This window comes from Glaciihabitans sp. GrIS 2.15, from assembly GCF_035984695.1.
Taxonomy (GTDB): domain Bacteria; phylum Actinomycetota; class Actinomycetes; order Actinomycetales; family Microbacteriaceae; genus Lacisediminihabitans.
On the sequence record NZ_JAXCHU010000009.1, the window covers coordinates 1 to 18490 of the forward strand.

Genomic DNA, 18490 nt, shown 5'->3' on the forward strand with positions numbered 1-18490 from the left:
CCAAATCCGACAACCGACGGTCAGAAACCGGCTTCACCCATCCAGAACGAGGCATACCTCGAAACTACCCCATGGACCCTTAACTGAACGGTATTGCGGCTAAGACGGAGTGTTCGGTGATCACTCAGCCGGTGTCACATTCGAGGACGCCCTTTCGGACAGCAGTGCCGCTGTCCTATTCCGAAGAAAAGCGGAAATCCAACTTGAAGAGCAACATCTTCCGCCGGTTCTGTTGAGATCGATTGGTTTCGGCCTGGGTCGGTCTGTTTGCGTCAATAAGGGACGAGGGTGGGGTGATGCAAATTCTGTCGCGGGCTTCGTACGCGGCCTTCGCGGCGTTCGGGCTGTTCTGGGGAACATGGGGTGCGCTACTTCCCGCCCTGCGCAGCCAGGCTTCCCTCAGCGATGCGCAATTCGGGATCGTGTTGCTTTTCATCGGTATCGGTGCGCTGCCGGCAATGCTCCTTTCCGGCCGCGCGGTCGACCGGTGGGGTGTTCGGGTCGCCGGTGTCATGCTGATTTCCCTCGCTGTCACGGCCACAATCGTTGGAGCGACCGCGCAAACCTTCGTATCGGCATCCATCTCGATGCTTCTCCTGGGTGTTGCCTCCGGTGCGTCGGATGTCGCCATCAACTCTCTTGCTGGCCTTGCTGAGCAGCAAACGGGTGGCCGTATCATCACCCGCTCCCACGGGGTGTTCTCTCTGTTCGTGGTCATCGGCAGCCTGGTTGCTGGCGCAGCCCGCTCAGTCGACCTGAACCCGCTCACCGTTTTTCTCTGCACCGCTGTTGTGATCCTGATTTTGGGGACATCAGTAGCCCGGCTCGCTCGTACGTCTACCGCCACGAGCGACGGGGATGTCAGGGCAGGCGAGCGTCCCGCCCTCGGATCTTTTGCACCACTCCTGCTGATCGGACTGGTCGGAGCGCTCGCCTTCGCCGTCGAGAACGCGCACCAAAGCTGGGGCGCGGTGTTCCTCAGCGACGAGCTGCACGCGCCGCCCGGAATCGCGGCTTTAGCTCCTGCAACCTTCGCCGCTTTCGCCGCAACAGCCCGATTCGCATCAAGCGCTGCGCGTGGGCTGAAACCGCCGCTTTTGCTTGTCGGGGGCTCGCTGGTTGCCGCAACGGGAACGGTGATTATCGCTTACTCCGAGTCCGTCTGGGTCGCCCTTGTTGGATTTGCCGTCGCGGCGACAGGCACATCCGTTCTGTTCCCGACCCTGCTCAGTGTTGCCACCAAGGATGTCCCCGAAGCGCAACGCGGCCGTGCCACGTCGGCCGTCGGCACAATCGCCTACCTTGGCTTCCTGCTCGGTCCGGCCTACGTCGGTCTGCTCGCCAGCACCACTAACCTCCGCACCGCACTGGTCGGTGTGGCAATCCTCGCACTCGTCTACACGCTCTTCTGCTTACCCGTCACACGACGACTACGAACCCAGGGCAGACGGCGGACCTGATCCACGCATCATCACGGATAACACTGCAGCGCTTCTGAACGTGACCGCTGTCCCGCTCGGGGTCCGGTTTGCGGGCGGTTGGGACTGCTCGAGCGCGTCGGATTTCGGTTCATGTTTTGAAGGACTGTTTCTGGACGATCCAGAATCTGAGGGGGTGCTTCCGAATGATTTCCGTTTTCGTCGGTCAGGTGGGGGTGGGCACGTCGGCGGTCGGGTCTAGGTCCCAGTGGTACTCAGCTGAGCGGTTCGCCGAGGCCGGTTTCACCCGGTCGAGCCGCGTGGGAGGAGGAGACGACCGCACCGATGCTGTCGCTGATCGACAACACGATCGTGGAACTTGGCGGCGGTGAATGGAGTGACCGCAGAATACCCGCGCCGCGGGACTGCAAGCTTCCGAGCGGCAAGAGTGGAGCCAACTATGTCGGGGTCACGATAGGGCTGGCGAGCTTGGATTCCGATGCCGACATCGCCAAGGTCGAGAGATTCAGGAAGTCGAAGCGCCTCAGCACCGGTGTGGTGCGTTCGACCAACCCGAAGGACACGACAATTCGGCTTTACGGCACCGGTGGCGCAGTCACGGGTAGCACCTACTCTGCGGACTCCAAACAAACGAGCCGCCGCGGCGCTCGACCTGTGTGCCCGGTGACTCCGGAAAACTCATCGACGGCAGCAAATAGTCAAGCCCTCACAGTCGAAGGCCGAACTGGCATCCAACAGTGTTAGCGTCGCCGAATGGCCCGAATAGTCGCCGTCGCCCCCGCGCTCCCGGGCAACGTGTACGCGCAGTCCACAATCACGGACACGATTGCGCCGATGGTCACATCGGATCCGACGAAGCAGGCCGTTCTGCGCCGACTGCATGCGGGCAGTCACGTCGACACTCGGCATCTGGTCATGCCGATCGAGCGCTATCGCGACGCCAGCACGTTCACCCAGTCCAACGACATGTTCATCGAGGTCGCGGCCGATCTCGCCGAGCAGGCGCTACGGGATGCGCTCGCGATCGCTGGACTCGAGCCCCAGGACGTCGACTACCTCATGTTCACTTCCGTCACCGGCATCTCCGCGCCCTCGATCGACGCCATCATCGTCGCTCGCCTTGGGCTGCGATCCGATGTGAAACGGGTGCCGATGTACGGGCTCGGATGCGTGGCCGGGGCGGCAGGCATCGCGCGCGTCGCCGACTACCTTGCCGGGCATTCCGAGGGCGTTGCAGTGCTTATCGCCGTCGAACTCTGCTCGCTCACCTTCCAGCGCAACGACGATTCCACCGCCAACCTCGTGGCAACCGGCCTGTTCGGCGACGGGTGCGCGGCCGTGATCATGGTGGGTGACGAGCGAGCGAAGCGGATGCCCGCGACCGGGCCTGAGGTCGTGGACACCCGCAGCGCGCTCTACCCCGACACCGAGTCGGTGATCGGCTTCACCGCGAGCGAAACGGGCTTCCGCATCATCCTCACCGCCCAGGTATCCGACGTGATCGAGGCGAATTTCGGTCGCGATGTCACCGGCTTTCTCGGCGATAACGACCTGGGACTGGACGACATCGACACCTGGATCGCCCATCCGGGCGGTCCGCGGGTACTGGAGCAGTTCCAGTCCTCGCTCGGGCTTGCGGATGGCGTGTTCGACAACAGCTGGCGCTCGCTCGCTGCCGTCGGCAATCTCTCGTCGGTCTCGGTGTTGCACATTCTTGCCGAAGAACTGGTGCGCGCCCACCCGCCCGGATCCCACGGCGCCCTGTTTGCCCTCGGCCCGGGGGTCAGCGCCGAACTGGTGCTTCTGCGGTGGCCGTCATGATCTGGTTCACCGCCCTGATCCTTGCCACCGGTGCCGAGCGCATCGTCGAGGTCGTGCTGTCCCGCCGCCATGCGGCCTGGGCCTTTGCGCGCGGCGGCCGCGAATATGGGCAGCTGCACTATCCCTTCATGGTCGCACTGCACACTGGCATGCTGCTCGCCTGCCTCGCCGAGGTATTCTTCGCCGACCGCCCCTTCCTACCCTGGTTGGGATGGCCGATGCTGGCGATCGCCCTGGCCTGCCAGGGGCTGCGCTACTGGTGCATCGGCACACTCGGCCGTCAGTGGAACGCGCGGGTGATAGTGGTGCCGGGGCTCGGGCGGGTCACCGGTGGCCCGTACCGTTTCCTCACCCACCCCAACTACGTCGTGGTGATCGCCGAAGGCATCGCGCTGCCGCTTGTGCACACCGCCTGGGTGACCGCGCTGGCGTTTACGGTGCTGAATGCGATCCTGCTGTTCGGGTTCCGCATCCCCACCGAGGAGCGTGCGCTCACTACCCTCGCTCCGGCAGCCTGATCGTGGAACGGCTCGTGGATGTTCTTGTCGTAGGCGGTGGGCCGGTGGGGCTCGCCGCCGCCATCGAGGCACGATTGTGCGGACTCACGGCCACAATTATCGAGCCGCGCCAGAGCGCCATCGACAAGGCCTGCGGTGAGGGGCTGATGCCTGGAGCCCTGCCCGCGCTGGCTCGCCTCGGTGTGGATCCCCCCGGCTTCGACCTGCTCGGCGTGAGCTATCGCAGCGCGGGTCGACGGGTCGATCATCTCTTCGCTTCTGGTGCGGGCCGAGGGGTGCGGCGCACGGCGCTGCATGACGCTCTCGCCGAGCGGGCCCGGTCTCTCGGTGTCGTCATGGTGTGCGGAAAGGTGGATGCCCTCCAGCAGGACTCGCAGTCGGTGACGGCCGGCGGCATCCGCGCTCGGTATCTCGTGGCGGCCGATGGCCTGCACTCCACCGTGCGTCGACTAACCGGCCTCGAGCGCCCGGTCGCTGCGCGCGGTCGGCGATACGGCGTTCGCCGACACTTTCACGTCGAGCCGCAGACGGACCTGATCGAGGTGTATTGGACGCCGACCGTGGAGGCCTACGTCACCCCGGTGGGTGACGGAGTCGTCGGCATCGCGATGCTCGGGCGCCAAGGGCTCGACTTCGAGGCCGCGCTCGCCGGCATCCCCGCGCTCGCGTCGTTGGTAAGAGGAGCCGAACCGGCAAGCGCGCTGCGCGGAGCTGGGCCCTTTCGGCAGAGCACAACGCGCCGCTCCCTCGGCCGTGTGCTGCTCGTGGGTGATGCCTCCGGCTACGTCGATGCGATTACCGGTGAGGGCATCCGCGTGGGGCTCGCCCAGGCTGAGGCCGCGATCGCAAGTGTTTCGCAGGATGCCCCGCAGGGCTACGAGCGGGCGTGGAGGCGACGCACCAGGGACTTCCGCCTACTCACGGCCGGGCTCATGGCAGCGGCGAACTCGCCGGTGCGCTCGGCCATTGTTCCCGCGGCCGTCGCGCTGCCCCGCGTATTCGGCGGCGTTGTGGAGCGACTGGCTCGCTAGATATTCAGCCGACCGGGACTCGTTCGACGCGCCATCGCCCCATCGCCTCGCGGGCACCAAGCCCGAGAACCATCACGGCTACAGCGGGGACCAGCAGAGAGAGTGAGCCGCCCGCCACACCGAGCGCGCTGACGAATACCTGGGAACCGTAGTCGAGCATCTCGGCGGGGTGCGCGGCAAGAACGCGGCTTCCCGCAGCAGAGGAGACCGCGGTGACTGCCGCCGGAGCAATCCAGAGCACGAGAAGTCCGATGATTGCGGCGATCACCCGACCGATCGATCGGATGCCGGCCCAGACCACGGCAAGCCCGACGACGAACGCCGGAACCCAGCGGATCGCGGCGAGAGGACCGAAGTTCGGCTCGGTCGACGCGACACCGAATGGGAGCACCAGCGCGTTCAGCCACGATTCCAGCGCAATACCCGCGATACTGAGGGCCACCACCACACCCGCTGCCGGGGCTCGAGCGATGAGCACGAGCAGCACGAGTCCGACGGTGATGGATACGGCGGTGCCGATGACCAGCGCGGCGAGGTAGAGGGTGGACGCGAGCGTGTCCCTCAATCCGTGCAGTACCGTCAGGGTGGTCTGCACGAGAGCGGCGACCTGCACGACCGCCACTGAGGTGACGAGCGACACCACCGCAAATCGAGGATGCTGCGCTCGGCTCGATCGCGCGACGACGCCGGCAATCGCCGAGCCCACCACAATCAGCGCGACAATGAGGGTGAGCGCATACTGGCTGAATGGCAGGAAGGCGACCGGCATCCGCCCCGGAAACACGGTGCCCGCCCAGAGATTTTGAACCGGAAGGCGCATACCGGTGATCAGCCAGGGAACGAGCCCGGCGATCGCCGATGCGATTCCGGCAAGGAGGTACACCACTGGTCCGGACGCGGCCAAGCGTGTGAGCATATCTCGATCACCCCTTGGCGGCAACGATAGCATCGCTCACCCTGGCTGGGGCACGTCGCCGCTACTCAGCCGACATCGACCACGTGGATCGTCACCCCGGCCGCAGCGATGCGCTCCAGTTCATCCGGATCCGCGCTGGAATCCGTCACCAGCTCGTGGATCTGTTCGAGATCGGCGACTTTTGCCAGCGTGATCTTCCCCACCTTTGAACCGTCAGCGACCACGAGCACGCGCTCGGCGTGCAGCACCATGGCGAGGTTCGTCTTGGCCTCGGTCTCATCGTGGGTAGTGGCGCCGGCGAGGGCGCTGATGCCGTCCGTACCAAGGATCGCCGTACCAACGTTGATGGCGTTGAAGGTGTTCTCGGCGAGCGAGCCGACCAGCTCGAACGAGTTGGAGCGGATGAGACCGCCGGTCATGAGTACCTTGAGATTGGGGTGGGAGGCGAATTCCATCGCGGTGGTGAGAGAGTTCGTCACGATGGTGAGTTCGGAGCGGTTGGCCAGTGCCTTGGCGACCTCTGCCGTGGTTGATCCGCCGCTGAGGGCGATCGCGTAACGACCGCTCGGGATGAGTTGCGCGGCCTTGCGGGCGATCAGTTGCTTGGCCTGACGAAATTGCGAGTCTTTCAGCCGCACCGGCAGCTCCGACGGGCTGCCGATCGCGCGGGCCCCACCGTGGGTGCGCAGGAGCAGCCCCTGCGTTTCGAGGTCGGCAAGGTCGCGGCGGATGGTCGCGGCCGACGCGCGCAGGGCATCCGAGAACTCGGCAAGGGAGACACTCGACCGCTGGGCGAGCAGCTCGAGGATGGACACCATGCGCTGCGAACGCTTGGACGAGGCGGCGCGCGGCACAAGGAAACCCGCTGCGGTGTGGGTCATCCGGCTTCTCCAATTGAGTGCAAGAGGCATACCAATCAGTAATTCTGCACAGTTCGACCAATAATCACAGCGCAGCTTGCGCGGTTCGATCATATACGTCGATGATCGCACTATGACAACGGTTACCTTCATCGGGGCGGGCAGCGTAGTTTTCACTCGCCAGCTCGTGGCCGACCTCCTCGGTTTCGCCGAGCTCCGCGATATCTCGATCGTGCTTCATGACGTGGATGCCACCCGACTCACGGTGGCTGAAGGCACCGCGCGGCAGGTGAACGAGCGCCTCGGTGCGTCGGCCATGATCACCAGTACCCTCGATCGACGGGCGGCGCTCGAGGGTGCCGACTTCGTCATCAACACCATCCAGGTCGGAGGCATCGCCGCGACCAGGAAGGACCTCGAGATTCCCGCTCGCTATGGGCTGAACCAGACCATCGGCGACACCACCGGCGTCGGCGGCGTCTTCCGCGCCCTTCGGACCTTCCCGGTTCTCAGCGACCTTACCGCCGACATCCGCCGCTACTGCCCGGATGCCTGGCTGCTCAACTACACCAATCCGATGGCGATGAACATCTGGTGGGCTTCCGTCGTCGCTCCCGAGATCAAGGCCGTCGGTCTCTGCCACAGCGTCTATTGGACCGTTCACGATCTGGGTGAGCTGATCGGCGTGCCGATCGAAGAGACGCACTACCGGGCGGCCGGCGTCAATCACCAGGCCTGGCTGCTCGAGTGGACCCGCGACGGCGAGGATCTCTACCCGCTACTGCGCGAGAAGATCCTCGGCGACGGCGGCCTCTCCCGTCGCGTGCGCGTGGAGATCTTCCGTCGGCTTGGCTTCTATCCCACCGAGACGAGCGAGCACTCCTCCGAGTACCTGCCCTGGTTCCTGCGCTCGCCGCAGCAGATCGAACGGTACCGCCTTCAGCCGCTGGAGTACATCGGCATCAGCGAGGAGAACGTCGCCGAGTTCGAGCAGGCGCAGCGCTCGCTCGCCGCCGGCACACCCCTTGTGCTGGAGCAGAACGCGGCGGAATATGCCCCGCAGGTGATCCACTCGATGGTCACCGGCACGCAACGGATGATTCACGCCAATGTGGTCAACGCCGGGCTGATCGACAACCTGCCGCAGGGCTCCGTGGTCGAAGTGCCCGCAACGGTGGATGCCTCGGGCCTCACCCCCCACGCGGTCGGTGCGTTACCCGTGCAGTGCGCGGCGCTCAACCGCCCGTACCTTTCGGTGGCCGAGCTCACGATCGAGGCCGCGCGAACGGGAAACCCGATGCTCATCCGCCAGGCCGTGCTGATGGATCCGAACGCCAACTCGACACTCACTCCCGAGCAGATCTGGGAGCTGTGCAACGAGCTGGTCACAGCTCATGGCGACCTCTTGCCTGCACCACTTCGTGAGCTCATCCCTGAGGACGTCCTGTGACCCTCAGCACCACGGCGCACCTCATCAACGAGGCGGTGGCGCGCGGTCGCGCGGTGCCGAGCTTCAACGTGATCTCCCTCGAGCACGCGGAGGCGATCGTGGGTGGCGCCGACCTTGCGGGCATCGGAGTGCTTCTGCAGTTGAGCGAGAACGCGGTGAAATTCCACGGCGGCATGCGGCCACTTCTTGCCGCGTGCCGCGAACTCGCGACCTCCGCGCGCTCGCCCATCGGCATCCACCTCGATCATTTCGAGTCGGCAACGCTCATCGACGAGGCGATCGCGCTCGGGTCTGGTTTCGGCATCGGATCCCTCATGGTCGACGCGTCGACCGAGCCCTACGAGCGCAATGTCGCGCTCACGGCATCCGCTGTCGCTCGCGGACATGCCGCGGGACTCTGGATCGAAGCGGAGCTCGGTGAGGTCGGTGGTAAGGACGGCGCCCATGCTCCCGGAGTGCGCACCGATCCGCTCGAGGCGGCACGGTTCGTGGATGCCACGGGCGTCGACGGCCTCGCCGTGGCGGTCGGCAGCTCCCACGCCATGACCGATCAGACCGCGTCGCTCGATCTCGACCTCATCGCGCGGCTCTCCTCGGCGGTGGCGGTGCCGCTGGTGCTGCACGGATCGTCCGGGGTGCCGGATGCCGCGCTGCGGGAGGCCGTGGCCGCGGGCATCCGCAAGGTGAATGTCGGTACCGGGCTGAACATCGCCTTCACCGCCGAGGTGCGTGCTGTGCTCGAGTCATCGCCGATGCTGAGCGACCCGCGGCGCTACCTCGCGCCCGCCCGCGATCGGGTCAGCGACCTCGTCGCGCACCTGTGCGGGGTGATCGCGGGGGCGTGACAGGCGCGACCCACACCTTCTCGGCAGCGCTATGGCTGTGGGACTTTGAGGGCGGCACGGCGTGGGTGTTCGCGACGCTGCCGGAGCGGGCATCCGATGCAATCGCGAACGTGCTTCGTGCGCCGAAGCCCGGCTTCGGGTCGATCCGCGTCGACGTGATCCTCGGTGGGTCGCGATGGAGCACATCGATCTTTCCCGACTCGAAGGTGGGGCGATACATCCTGCCGATCAAGAAGGTGGTGCGGAAGGCCGAGGGCGTAGACGTGGGTGACACCGTCGAGATCACCGTGACGACGCTGGAGTGACCGTCGCCCCCCCCGCCCGCCCCGCCCCCGCCGCCCCCGCCGGCCCCGTCCGCCCCGTCTTACATTTTTGCGACCACCGTCGTGTACGAACACGGTGGTGGTCGCAAAAGTGGGAGGGGGATGCTCGAGGCGTGACAAAAACCCGCATCCTTGGCGGCACGGGCTGGCTCGGCCGCGAGTTCGCGACTCAACTGGTGGCTAACGGAGACGAGGTGGCCTGCCTGGCGCGGGGTGAATCGGGGGCGGCTGCCGAGGCTGCACGGCTGGTTCGCGCCGATCGGACCGGTGCCAACGCCTACCGCTCGGTGAGCGCCGAGCCCTGGGATGACGTCATCGAGATCTCAGCGGAGCCCAGTTTCGTCGATGGCGCGCTCGCGGAACTCTCCTCGGCGGCATCCCAGTGGACCTTCGTCTCGACAGTCTCCGTCTATGCCGACCACGATCCGCGACGTGCAGGTCATCGACGTGCGGGATGTCGCAGCGTGGATCATCGGAAGCGGATGTGACAGGCTCTTCGGCACCTTCGGCACCTTCGGCGCGGTAGGTGACCGGCATTCGCTTGTTGAGACGCTGGACGCGGCAGCATCCCTCGCGCCATCCACCCTCCACTTTTGCGACCACCGTCGTGTGTGAAGAGGTAAGTGGTAGGAAAAACGGACGATGGTGAGAGGTCACAGCCCGAGCACCCGCCGCGCATTGTCGCGGTAGATCGCTGCCAGGTGCTGGTCAGGGAGGTGCAGGGCGGAGACCGTCCAGCGGCCCTGGGGCGGGATCGGCGACCCCGGAGCGTACTCGAAGGCCTCGTCGTCTGACTCGAGGAACCGGAAGTGCAGCTCATACTGCTCGTCGGTGATGGGATAGATGTCCGTGCCGAAGAGCACCCGGTCGGGGAAGCGGTCGATCAGCTCACGGAAGCGACGCGGCTGGCGCCCGAGTTCGGCCAGGCGCCCCGCGATGTCGATCATGAAGTTGGGGGCCGCGGCGAGGAGTGACTCGACCCGATCGAGGTCTTCCGCCGCGCATCCGCCGTGCGCACCGATGTAGCGGGTGCCGGGAGTCGCGATCACGAGGGTGGCGAGGGCGTCGAGCAGGCGGCCGAAGGTGGGATGCCGGGTCGTGTCGCCGAACCACCAGTCCCTCTCGTGCAGAAGCTCGTCGAGACGCTCGTTGTGTTCGTCGAGCGGCTCGAAGAATGCCTGGGGATCGGCCACGTGGATGAGCACCGAAAGGCCGAGCGCGCCCGCGTGAGCCAGCAGGCGCACCACGCGCTCGTCATCCGGCAGCACGAGAGCGCCGGTGGCGTCGCGCACCGTGAGGCCGAGGTTCTTCCAGACCTTGAGGCCGCGGGCGCCGCGTTCCGCGCTGTCGTCGAGGGACTCGCGCAGCATCCGCTCGCCGTCCGTGTTGGCGAGAAGAGCCCAGTCGAGCTGGCAGAAGGTGAGGAAGCGGCCGGGATAAGCCCGGTCGTAGCGGTCGAGGTTGGCCTCGAGCTCGTCGCCCCACATTCCGTCGAGGTTCACGATCGTCTCGACGTTGTGGTTGTCCATGACGCTGAGCAACGCGTCGACGTCGTCGATCATCCACTCGCCGTCGCTGAGCCAGCGGCCCAGGTGATTGTGGATGTCGATGGCAGGCACCCGCGCCCGTGGCACCGCCGTCACGCGCGCCGAGAGCTGGGATCGCGGCGTCCAGGCGGTGAGGGGGAGGCCCGCGAGCGCGGCCCAGTCGGGAGATTCCATGGCGACATTGTGCCAAACCAAGCGGCAGACGAGGGTGCGGAGCCGTCAAGCGCTCAGTCAAACTGAGCGACTCAGGCGATTTTCTTGTCATATGAACACTTCTGGATCCACCATGGGAGAAATCGCTGGGCACAGGGCCCTGGAACCACCGAACGAAGGCAGCACATGAGCATCACCGGATCCATCACCGGCGCAGAGATCGAGAGCCAGCCGGCGGTATGGGCCAGGGCCCTGCTCGAGCAGGACCGCTCGGCATTCGGCCTTCCCGGCGAACGTGTGCTGTTCCTCGGCTGCGGTACCTCGGCATTCGTCGCCGAGTCCCTCGCCTCGCTGCGTGAGCGCGCCGGCCTCGGCGAGACGGATGCCGCCTACGCCTCGGAGTGGAAGCCGGGCCGTCACTACGACCGCGTCGTGGCGATCACCCGCTCGGGCAGCACGAGCGAAATACTCACGGCCCTCGCGTCGGTCGACCCCGGCACCCGGCGATCGGCCATCACCGGAGTAGGAGATGAAGCCGTCCATAGCTTCGTCGACAACTCCCTTGTTCTCGATTTTGCTGACGAACAGTCTGTCGTGCAGACGCGGTTCCCCACCTCGCTGCTCATCCTCGCTCGCCAGGCCTACGGGTACGACATCGCCGGGCTCCCGGATGCTGCGACTGCCGCGATCGCCGCCCCGCTCCCCGTCGACGTGGCCCAGTTCGACCATTTCGTCTACCTCGGATCGGGTTGGACCTACGGGCTCGCACAGGAGGCCGCCCTCAAGGTGCGCGAGGCGGCGCAGGCCTGGTCGGAGTCGTATCCGCTGCTTGACTACCGCCACGGACCGATCGCCGTCGCGCATCCGGGATCGCTGGTTTGGATCTTCGGCGAGGTGCAGCCCGATCTCATCGCCGACATCGAAGCCACCGGTGCCACCGTCTACTCCGACGCGCTTGACCCTCTTGTGCAGCTCGTGCAGGCCCAGCGGCTCGCCGTCGCGCTCGCCGCAAGCCGGGGACTCAATCCCGACACTCCCCGACACCTCAGCCGGTCCGTCATCCTGAACTGAGCACGCCATGATCACCCTGCAACTCGGACTCGCCAACTTCCAGGGCACGCGTCGCACCCAGTGGTCGCTGCTCATGGCGGGTAACGTCGTTGCCACACTGCCGCTCATCCTGTTCTTCCTCTTCGCGCAGAAGCAGTTCATCGCCACGATGACCTTCTCCGGGCTGAAAGGATGAGCGCTGCGATTGTCGAGGAGGCTGCTGTGCGGGTTCTCGTGGTGGGGGATGCCAATGTCGATCTGGTGTTGCGCGGTGACGTCGTTCCGCGCTTCGGGCAGGCCGAACAGCTGCTCGACTCCGCCGACCTCACTCTGGGAAGCTCCGCCGGGATCGTGGCGCACGGACTCGCCCGTCTCGGTATCCCTACCGCCCTCGCAGCCACCGTCGGGGACGACGAATTCGGTCGACTCACCCGCGGCTGGCTCTCCGAAGCAGGGGTGGATGTCTCGTCTCTCGGTGTGCATCCGACGCTGCCAACCGGACTCTCGGTGATCCTCTCCGCCCCAACCGACCGCTCGATTCTCACCCTGCTCGGATCCATTCCGACTCTCACCGGCGATGCGGTGCTCGCGGCGGTGAAAGGTGCCTCTCACGTGCACTTCGCTTCCTACTTCCTGCTTCCCGGTCTCGCCAGCCAGCTGCCATCGCTGTTGGCGTCTCTCCGATCGCGGGGGATCACCACCAGCCTCGACACCAATTGGGACCCGTGCGAAAAGTGGGCAGGACTGGCAGCGGTGCTCCCGCTAGTTGATGTGTTGCTGCCCAACCTCGAGGAACTCCGCGCAATTGCGGGGTCCCTCGGCGTGCTCGGTGGCTCCGACGAAGACCTCGCGCGGCGGCTCGCAGGCCTCGGCCCACGAGTGGTGGTCAAGGCAGGGCGGGAGGGCGGATGGTCCGTGGCCGCAGATTCTCCGGTGGTGCGCGCCCCGGCGCTGGTGGTTGAGGCGCACGACACCACCGGCGCTGGTGACAGCTTCGACGCGGGGTATCTCGCGGCCGTGGCATCCGGTATCGCCTCGGAGTCCGAGCGGCTGCGCTGGGCGACCGTGGCCGGATCGCTCTCTACGCGTGCCGCGGGGGGGACGCCCGCACAGGCAACCCTGACCGAACTCACCGACCATCTCGCATGATCACTTTCGTCGCACTCAGCCCCTCGGTAGACGTCACCTACCTTGTGGACGAATTCGTGGAGGGCGGCACCTTTCGGCCGACGTCCGTCTTCCGCGCGGCGGGCGGCAAGGCGCTCAATGCGGCGCGGGCGGCTCGAGTGCTCGGGGCATCCGTGCGGGCTGTCGCGATCCTGGGAGGATCGACGGGGGCATTCATAGGTCGGGATCTCGCGGCCGCCGGGGTGCCGCTCGAGGCGGTGGTTGCCGAGGCCGAGACCCGCACCTGCGTGTCGATCGCGTCGGCGGCCAGCGGGCTGCTGACCGAGCTGTACGAGCATCCGTCCGCCGTCAGTGCCGAGGAACTCGCTTCGCTGAGGCGGGTGCTGGGCCGATCCGCGGATGATGGCTGGTGGGCGATCTCGGGGGGCATGCCCTCCTCGGTGCCGGTCGGTGAACTCGCCGGCCTGGTTCGTCTCGGACATTCTCTCGGCCAGCGGGTGGCGATCGACAGTCACGGGGCGGCGCTCGCCGCGGCTCTTATCGACAGGCCGGACCTGGTGAAGGTGAACCGTCGGGAGGCGGCCGAGCTGGTGGGTGCTTCCCTCGAGACGGATGTCTTCGACCTGGCTCTGCGCATCCGCAATGTCACCGGCGGCCAAGTGGTGATCACGAATGGCGTGGACGGGTCCATCGCGGTTGACGACACCCAGCGCTGGCGAGCACGAGGGACCGGTGCCTTCGGACGGTATCCGGTCGGCAGTGGAGACAGCTATCTCGGCGGACTGCTTGCCGGCCTCGACGGGGGAGACGCGTTCGATGGGGCACTCCGACTCGCCGCCGGTGCCGCGACCGCGAACGCCCTCGTGCCCGGTGCGGGAGTTTTTGCGGCCGAGGACGCGGTGTTGATCGCGGCGCAGGTCGTGGTGACAACGGGCTGACACGGCGTCGCACGGTCCCGCCGGTCCCTCGCCTCGAACCCTCGGCCGAACCGTCGGCCGAACCGTCGAACCGCAACCGTCGGCCGAACCGTCGCGCCGTCGAACCGTCGGCCGAACCGTCGCGGCGGGGCTATGACCTCGCGGCGGGAGTCCTAACTCCCGCCGGGACGCTGTGACCCCGCCGGGAGCGGCCGTATCCCCCGCCACGGGGGTGAACACGGGTGCTGTGCGTCGCACCGTCGCGATTGTGCGTCGAACCGAACCCTCGCGGCGGGGCTATGACCTCGCGGCGGGAGTCCTAACTCCCGCCGGGACGCTCTGACCCCGCCGGGAGCGGCCGTATCCCCCGCCGCGAGCGGCCGTATCCCCCGCCACAGGGGTGAACATGGGGGCTGTGGACAGGTGCGGGGCTACGGGCTACGGGTTACGCGCCCGCCGCCAAGCGGTCGAACAGCGCGTCCAGCGCAGGATCGACGACCTTCTGCTCGGGATGAGCGTCGTACCAGCCGATGATCTCGCGCGCACCCTCGGCAAATCCGATTTTCGGATCGAAGGCGGGCACGAGGGACTTCACCAGGCTGTTGTCAAAGATCATGGAGTGGCTGCGGTCGCCGAGATGGCCAGCACCCATGTCGGGATCGGCAGCGGCGATCGCCTCAGAGGTCACGTGCACGATGTTCGGCTCGACGCCCGCGGCATCCGCGAGTAAATGCGTGATCTGGGTCCAACTCAGCAGTTCGTCAGAGGTGATGTGGATGGCACCGCCGATCGTGTGCGGATTGCCGAGCAGTCCCATGAAGCCGACCGCAAAGTCCCTGGCATGCGTGAGCGCCCAGAGGGAGGCGCCGTGGTCATGCAACACGACCGGGGCCCCGCGGCGCATCCGGTCGATCGCGGTCCAGCCGCCGTTGAGTGGCACACTCGTGCGGTCGTAGGTGTGGGAGGGGCGCACGATTGTCGCCGGAAAGCCGCTGGCGCGATACTCCGCGACGAGAAGGTCTTCGCAGGCAATCTTGTCGCGCGAATACTGCCAGTACGGATTGCGCAGCGGGGATGACTCCGTGACTGGAAGGCGCACCGGCGGCTTCTGGTACGCGGATGCCGAGGAGATGAACACGTACTGCCCGACCCGTCCGGTGAAGAGATCGATGTCTTGCGCGACGTGCTCGGGGGTGAACGCCACCATGTCGACGACGACGTCGAACTCCCGGCCTGACAGGGCATCCGTCACCGAGGCGAGATCCCGCACGTCGGCGACGAGCACCTCTGCGCCCACCGCGACCGGACGCAGTGTGGACTGGCCGCGGTTGAGCAGTGTCACCGCATGCCCCTCCTCGAGAGCGCGGGCGCTCGCCGCGGAACTGATCGTGCCGGTGCCGCCGATGAAGAGGATCGAGAGAGGTGTCATGCCTCTACCGTTGCCGCTTCGATGAGCTTCGTCAAGTCGTCACGGATGCGCTCGAGCTCGGCGACGGGAAGCCCGAGGCGGTCGATGATTTGCGGGGGAACCCCTTCGGCTCGGGAGCGGAGGGCCGCACCATCCGCCGTCAGCTGCACGTCAAGGGCGCGCTCGTCAGCGACGCTGCGGGCGCGCGAGACCAGGCCAGCCGCCTCGAGTCGCTTGAGCAGGGGCGAGAGCGTCGCCGGATCGAGCAGGAGCGTGGTGCCGATATCGCTGACAGTGCGCGGGCTGCGTTCCCACAGGGCGAGCATCACCAGGTACTGCGGATGCGTTAGCCCGAGTGGTTGCAGCACCGGGCGATAGAGGGCGATCACACTGCGTGAGGCGGCGGCGAGAGCAAAGCAGACCTGGCGGTCGAGGGCGAGCGGGTCCATTGATCCAGTTTAGCAAGTACACTATTGGTTAGTGCACTAAGGAGTTTTACATGGTTGCCAAAGCTCCGTGGTGGGACCGCCTCAACCGGCGGCTGTTGCCCTACCTCGGTCCACCGCCGCTCGGGCCCTACGACGAGGAGCCTCTGCCGCCGACGCAGGCGAAGGCGTGCCCGCTCTGCGGACGGGCGATGGCCGACCATGATGTGGAGCGGCGGGCCGACCGTCCGACGCAGCTGCACTGCCCAAGCTGAACGGGGGTCATTAGCCGAGCAGCAGGGCGCCGAGCTCCTCCGCGGTCGCGGCTACGCCGATCGTGCCAGCCTGTTCGGCCACCGTGCCGTAGCCCCACTCGACGAAGATCGTCGGCACCCCGTGCTCGGCTGCCCCATGAACGTCGTGCTCGCGATCACCGACCATCACGGGGTTGCTCGTGTCTACTCCGATCGCCGCCAGTCGGCGCAGTGCCTCGGCGACGACGTCCGCCTTGCGGCTGCGCACTTCGTCCTGCGATGCACCGGTGATCACGGTGAAGTGCTGCGCGAGCCCGTAGTAGTCGAGGGCCGTGGTTGCGGGGAGCTCGGGTTTTGAGGTCGCGAGCGAGATCGGGATGGCACTCTCCTGCACTCGCTTGAGCAGCTGCGCCACGCCCGGATAGACCGAGCTGTTGAAGATTCCGGTCTGCAAATAATGCGGTCGATACACCTCGAGGGCATGCTGCGCCTCGTCAACCGTCATGCCCGCGAGATCGCGGAACGAGTCGAGAATCGGCGGGCCAACGTATGCCAGCAGCTCGGTGTGCGAGGGGACGGGGCGACCGAGACGTTCGAGCGTCCAGGCGAGACTCGCCGTTATGCCGGGCGCCGAATCGATGATCGTGCCGTCGAGGTCGAAGAGGAAGCAGCTCCAGTTTGTCGTCACTGTTGCAAGCCTAGGAGTTGATTTCGATTCGCCGGTTCAGATGCGGAACTAGAACAGCCGATGGTGGCTGTCGTCGAGACCGCGCATCGCGTCATAGTCGAGCAGCAGGCAGCGGATGCCGCGGTCCTCGGCCAGCATCCGCGCCTGTGGCTTGATCTCCTGGGCCGCGAAGACGCCGCTGACCGGGGCGAGGTGGGGGTCGCGGTTCATGAGTTCGAGGTAACGGGTGAGTTGCTCAACCCCGTCGATGTCCCCGCGGCGCTTGATCTCGATCGCGACCGAATGGCCCGAATCATCCGTCGCCAGGATGTCGACCGGCCCGATAGCCGTCATGTACTCGCGGCGCACGAGGCGCCAACCGTCGCCCGCGAGTTCGATCTGCTCGGCCAGGAGCTTCTGCAGGTGAGCCTCGACGCCGTCTTTTTGCAGGCCGGGGTCGATTCCGAGTTCATGGTTGCTGTCGTGCAGGATTTCGTGGATGGAGATCACGAGCAGGTCGGCCGTCTTGGCCTGCGTGACCTTCCAGATCTCGGCGACGCCCGCATCCGCCTGATCGTCATCGGGATCGAGGGTCACGACCGTGCAGGGCGGGCTCATCCAGTTGAGCGGCTTGTAACTCAACGAGTCCGAGTGCACGAGCACGCTGCCATCCGCTTTGAGCAGCAGGAGGCGCGTGGCCAGCGGTAGGTGCGCGCTGAGGCGACCCGCGTAGTCGACGGAACACCGGGCAATGACGAGACGCACCCGACGATCTTAGTTCGACTGTTGGGTACCGGCGATTCGGTGCAACACGACCCTCAATTCGTCTGCCGAGAGTGCCATCCATGGTCCACCGGGGTTCAGCACCAGGCCGCCATAGGGAGCCTGGATCGCATCATGGATGACCTCGGCCGCCGGGCGCGTGGCGAAGGAGTCGGCAATGTTGCGGGCGCTGACCTCTGGGCCGGAGGTGAAGGCGAGAAGCACCGGGTGGCCGTCCGAATCGACGGAATCGCGGATGCGCACAGGCGTGCCGTCCGCCACTCCCGATTCCGGCACCGAGTCCGTGTCGACCGCGAGAAGCAGCGGACCGTTCTCGGCGAGGGCATCCATCACCGCGATCTTGCCGACGTGCGGATCGGCGATCTCAAGCGCCGCTTTCACGGCATCGTTGCGATTTCCGCGCAAAGCGAAAGCAGCATCGCGGTTCGAGATCGCGCAGGTGGGCCCGGCAGGGTCGATGTAGAGCCAGCCATATCGCTCGGTAGAGGCGAGCTGCAGTGCTCCGGCCGCGGGCTGCACGAGCGCTTGCACCGCGGCCAGGTCGTCGGGATGCATCCGATTGATCTGTTGCTGCGAGGTGAATGCGAAGAGGGCGGGGAGTCCGTCGGGACCGGTGCCGCCAGCGAACTGGAGGGTTGCACCGGCCGGGAAGCTGTAGCTGCCGTCGGCCTCGACAGTGGGACGGTCGGACCCGGTCGAATCGAGCAAAAGCCGCCCCTGGAGGCATCCGCGCACCACATCCAGGTAGGTGGACTGTTCGGGTTTCGTCGCGAACGCTTCGACGGCAGCGCGCAACGAGGCGTTGTCGACGCGCGCGGAGTCGGAGATCGAGGGCGTCATACTTCGACCCTACGCGCACTGAAAACGCAGGACATTCGCCACGAAGAGGGAAGATTCACGGCCGATGGGGTCATCTGGTGGCGAATCTCCTGCGTTTTGGGAGCGCGGGAGAGCC

Annotated in this window: 22 protein-coding genes; 14 read left to right on the plus strand and 8 right to left on the minus strand. The window is 66.3% G+C overall.

From position 1 onward, the window contains the following. Positions 1-296 precede the first annotated feature (296 nt). The 5 genes from RCH11_RS13245 to RCH11_RS13265 all read left to right on the plus strand — a co-directional run bounded on the left by RCH11_RS13245 (position 297) and on the right by RCH11_RS13265 (position 4809). Positions 297-1460, plus strand: coding sequence for an MFS transporter (locus tag RCH11_RS13245; protein WP_327057489.1), 1164 nt, complete (start codon positions 297-299; stop codon positions 1458-1460). A 303-nt stretch (positions 1461-1763) separates the two neighbouring features. Next, positions 1764-2183 (plus strand): hypothetical protein, encoded by a 420-nt coding sequence (locus RCH11_RS13250; protein ID WP_327057490.1) that lies wholly within the window; start codon positions 1764-1766, stop codon positions 2181-2183. A gap of 9 nt (positions 2184-2192) precedes the next feature. Continuing rightward, a complete protein-coding gene (locus RCH11_RS13255; RefSeq protein WP_327057491.1) occupies positions 2193-3260 on the plus strand; it encodes a type III polyketide synthase in 1068 nt (355 codons plus the stop codon). Next, positions 3257-3778 carry an isoprenylcysteine carboxyl methyltransferase family protein gene (locus RCH11_RS13260; protein WP_327057492.1) on the plus strand — a complete coding sequence of 174 codons (522 nt, stop codon included), beginning with the start codon at positions 3257-3259 and terminating at the stop codon, positions 3776-3778. Before RCH11_RS13255 ends, RCH11_RS13260 begins: the two co-directional genes overlap by 4 nt. A gap of 14 nt (positions 3779-3792) precedes the next feature. Continuing rightward, positions 3793-4809 carry an NAD(P)/FAD-dependent oxidoreductase gene (locus RCH11_RS13265; RefSeq protein WP_327057493.1) on the plus strand — a complete coding sequence of 339 codons (1017 nt, stop codon included), beginning with the start codon at positions 3793-3795 and terminating at the stop codon, positions 4807-4809. A 4-nt stretch (positions 4810-4813) separates the two neighbouring features. On the opposite strand, the gene RCH11_RS13270 is transcribed toward RCH11_RS13265, so the two are convergent. Both RCH11_RS13270 and RCH11_RS13275 read right to left on the minus strand, forming a co-directional pair. Further along, positions 4814-5725 carry a hypothetical protein gene (locus RCH11_RS13270; RefSeq protein WP_327057494.1) on the minus strand — a complete coding sequence of 304 codons (912 nt, stop codon included), beginning with the start codon at positions 5723-5725 and terminating at the stop codon, positions 4814-4816. 65 nt (positions 5726-5790) lie between these two features. Further along, positions 5791-6606, minus strand: a complete 816-nt coding sequence (locus tag RCH11_RS13275; RefSeq protein ID WP_327057495.1) for a DeoR/GlpR family DNA-binding transcription regulator — start codon at positions 6604-6606, stop codon at positions 5791-5793. 112 nt (positions 6607-6718) lie between these two features. Between RCH11_RS13275 and RCH11_RS13280 the strand changes: the two genes are divergently transcribed. The 4 genes from RCH11_RS13280 to RCH11_RS13295 all read left to right on the plus strand — a co-directional run bounded on the left by RCH11_RS13280 (position 6719) and on the right by RCH11_RS13295 (position 9691). Then, the gene (locus RCH11_RS13280) at positions 6719-8035 is read left to right on the plus strand and encodes an alpha-glucosidase/alpha-galactosidase (protein ID WP_327057496.1); all 1317 of its coding nucleotides are present in this window, start codon (positions 6719-6721) and stop codon (positions 8033-8035) included. After that, positions 8032-8880, plus strand: coding sequence for a class II fructose-bisphosphate aldolase (locus tag RCH11_RS13285; protein WP_327057497.1), 849 nt, complete (start codon positions 8032-8034; stop codon positions 8878-8880). Before RCH11_RS13280 ends, RCH11_RS13285 begins: the two co-directional genes overlap by 4 nt. Beyond that, a complete protein-coding gene (locus tag RCH11_RS13290) occupies positions 8877-9185 on the plus strand; it encodes a DUF1905 domain-containing protein (protein ID WP_327057498.1) in 309 nt (102 codons plus the stop codon). Before RCH11_RS13285 ends, RCH11_RS13290 begins: the two co-directional genes overlap by 4 nt. 131 nt (positions 9186-9316) lie before the next feature. Then, positions 9317-9691, plus strand: coding sequence for an NAD-dependent epimerase/dehydratase family protein (locus tag RCH11_RS13295; RefSeq protein ID WP_327057499.1), 375 nt, complete (start codon positions 9317-9319; stop codon positions 9689-9691). 165 nt (positions 9692-9856) lie between these two features. Here RCH11_RS13295 and RCH11_RS13300 read toward each other — a convergent pair whose 3' ends face one another. After that, positions 9857-10924 carry an amidohydrolase family protein gene (locus RCH11_RS13300; protein ID WP_327057500.1) on the minus strand — a complete coding sequence of 356 codons (1068 nt, stop codon included), beginning with the start codon at positions 10922-10924 and terminating at the stop codon, positions 9857-9859. A 165-nt stretch (positions 10925-11089) separates the two neighbouring features. Between RCH11_RS13300 and RCH11_RS13305 the strand changes: the two genes are divergently transcribed. Genes RCH11_RS13305 through RCH11_RS13320 form a run of 4 tightly spaced genes read left to right on the plus strand, consistent with a single transcriptional unit; the run spans position 11090 to position 14019 of the window. After that, positions 11090-11974, plus strand: coding sequence for an SIS domain-containing protein (locus RCH11_RS13305; protein WP_327057501.1), 885 nt, complete (start codon positions 11090-11092; stop codon positions 11972-11974). A gap of 7 nt (positions 11975-11981) precedes the next feature. After that, positions 11982-12149: a hypothetical protein gene (locus RCH11_RS13310; RefSeq protein ID WP_327057502.1), complete on the plus strand. Its 168-nt coding sequence runs from the start codon at positions 11982-11984 to the stop codon at positions 12147-12149. Beyond that, entirely contained in the window at positions 12146-13102 is a 957-nt protein-coding gene (locus RCH11_RS13315; protein ID WP_327057503.1) for a carbohydrate kinase family protein, read from the plus strand. Before RCH11_RS13310 ends, RCH11_RS13315 begins: the two co-directional genes overlap by 4 nt. Next, positions 13099-14019 (plus strand): 1-phosphofructokinase family hexose kinase, encoded by a 921-nt coding sequence (locus RCH11_RS13320; protein WP_327057504.1) that lies wholly within the window; start codon positions 13099-13101, stop codon positions 14017-14019. The genes RCH11_RS13315 and RCH11_RS13320 overlap by 4 nt, the downstream gene beginning before the upstream one ends. 424 nt (positions 14020-14443) lie before the next feature. Here RCH11_RS13320 and RCH11_RS13325 read toward each other — a convergent pair whose 3' ends face one another. Continuing rightward, positions 14444-15427 carry an NAD-dependent epimerase/dehydratase family protein gene (locus RCH11_RS13325; RefSeq protein ID WP_327057505.1) on the minus strand — a complete coding sequence of 328 codons (984 nt, stop codon included), beginning with the start codon at positions 15425-15427 and terminating at the stop codon, positions 14444-14446. After that, the gene (locus RCH11_RS13330; protein ID WP_327057506.1) at positions 15424-15855 is read right to left on the minus strand and encodes a MarR family winged helix-turn-helix transcriptional regulator; all 432 of its coding nucleotides are present in this window, start codon (positions 15853-15855) and stop codon (positions 15424-15426) included. Before RCH11_RS13330 ends, RCH11_RS13325 begins: the two co-directional genes overlap by 4 nt. Before the next feature lie 50 nt (positions 15856-15905). On the opposite strand from RCH11_RS13330, the gene RCH11_RS13335 reads away from it, so the two are divergent. After that, on the plus strand, positions 15906-16106 hold the full coding sequence (locus tag RCH11_RS13335) for a hypothetical protein (RefSeq protein ID WP_327057507.1): 201 nt from the start codon (positions 15906-15908) through the stop codon (positions 16104-16106). A gap of 10 nt (positions 16107-16116) precedes the next feature. On the opposite strand, the gene RCH11_RS13340 is transcribed toward RCH11_RS13335, so the two are convergent. Genes RCH11_RS13340 through RCH11_RS13350 form a run of 3 tightly spaced genes read right to left on the minus strand, consistent with a single transcriptional unit; the run spans position 16117 to position 18375 of the window. Then, positions 16117-16773 carry an HAD hydrolase-like protein gene (locus RCH11_RS13340; protein ID WP_327057508.1) on the minus strand — a complete coding sequence of 219 codons (657 nt, stop codon included), beginning with the start codon at positions 16771-16773 and terminating at the stop codon, positions 16117-16119. 48 nt (positions 16774-16821) lie between these two features. Continuing rightward, positions 16822-17517 (minus strand): endonuclease NucS, encoded by a 696-nt coding sequence (gene nucS / locus RCH11_RS13345; RefSeq protein ID WP_327057509.1) that lies wholly within the window; start codon positions 17515-17517, stop codon positions 16822-16824. A gap of 9 nt (positions 17518-17526) precedes the next feature. Further along, positions 17527-18375 carry an SseB family protein gene (locus RCH11_RS13350; RefSeq protein ID WP_327057510.1) on the minus strand — a complete coding sequence of 283 codons (849 nt, stop codon included), beginning with the start codon at positions 18373-18375 and terminating at the stop codon, positions 17527-17529. Positions 18376-18490 lie beyond the last annotated feature (115 nt).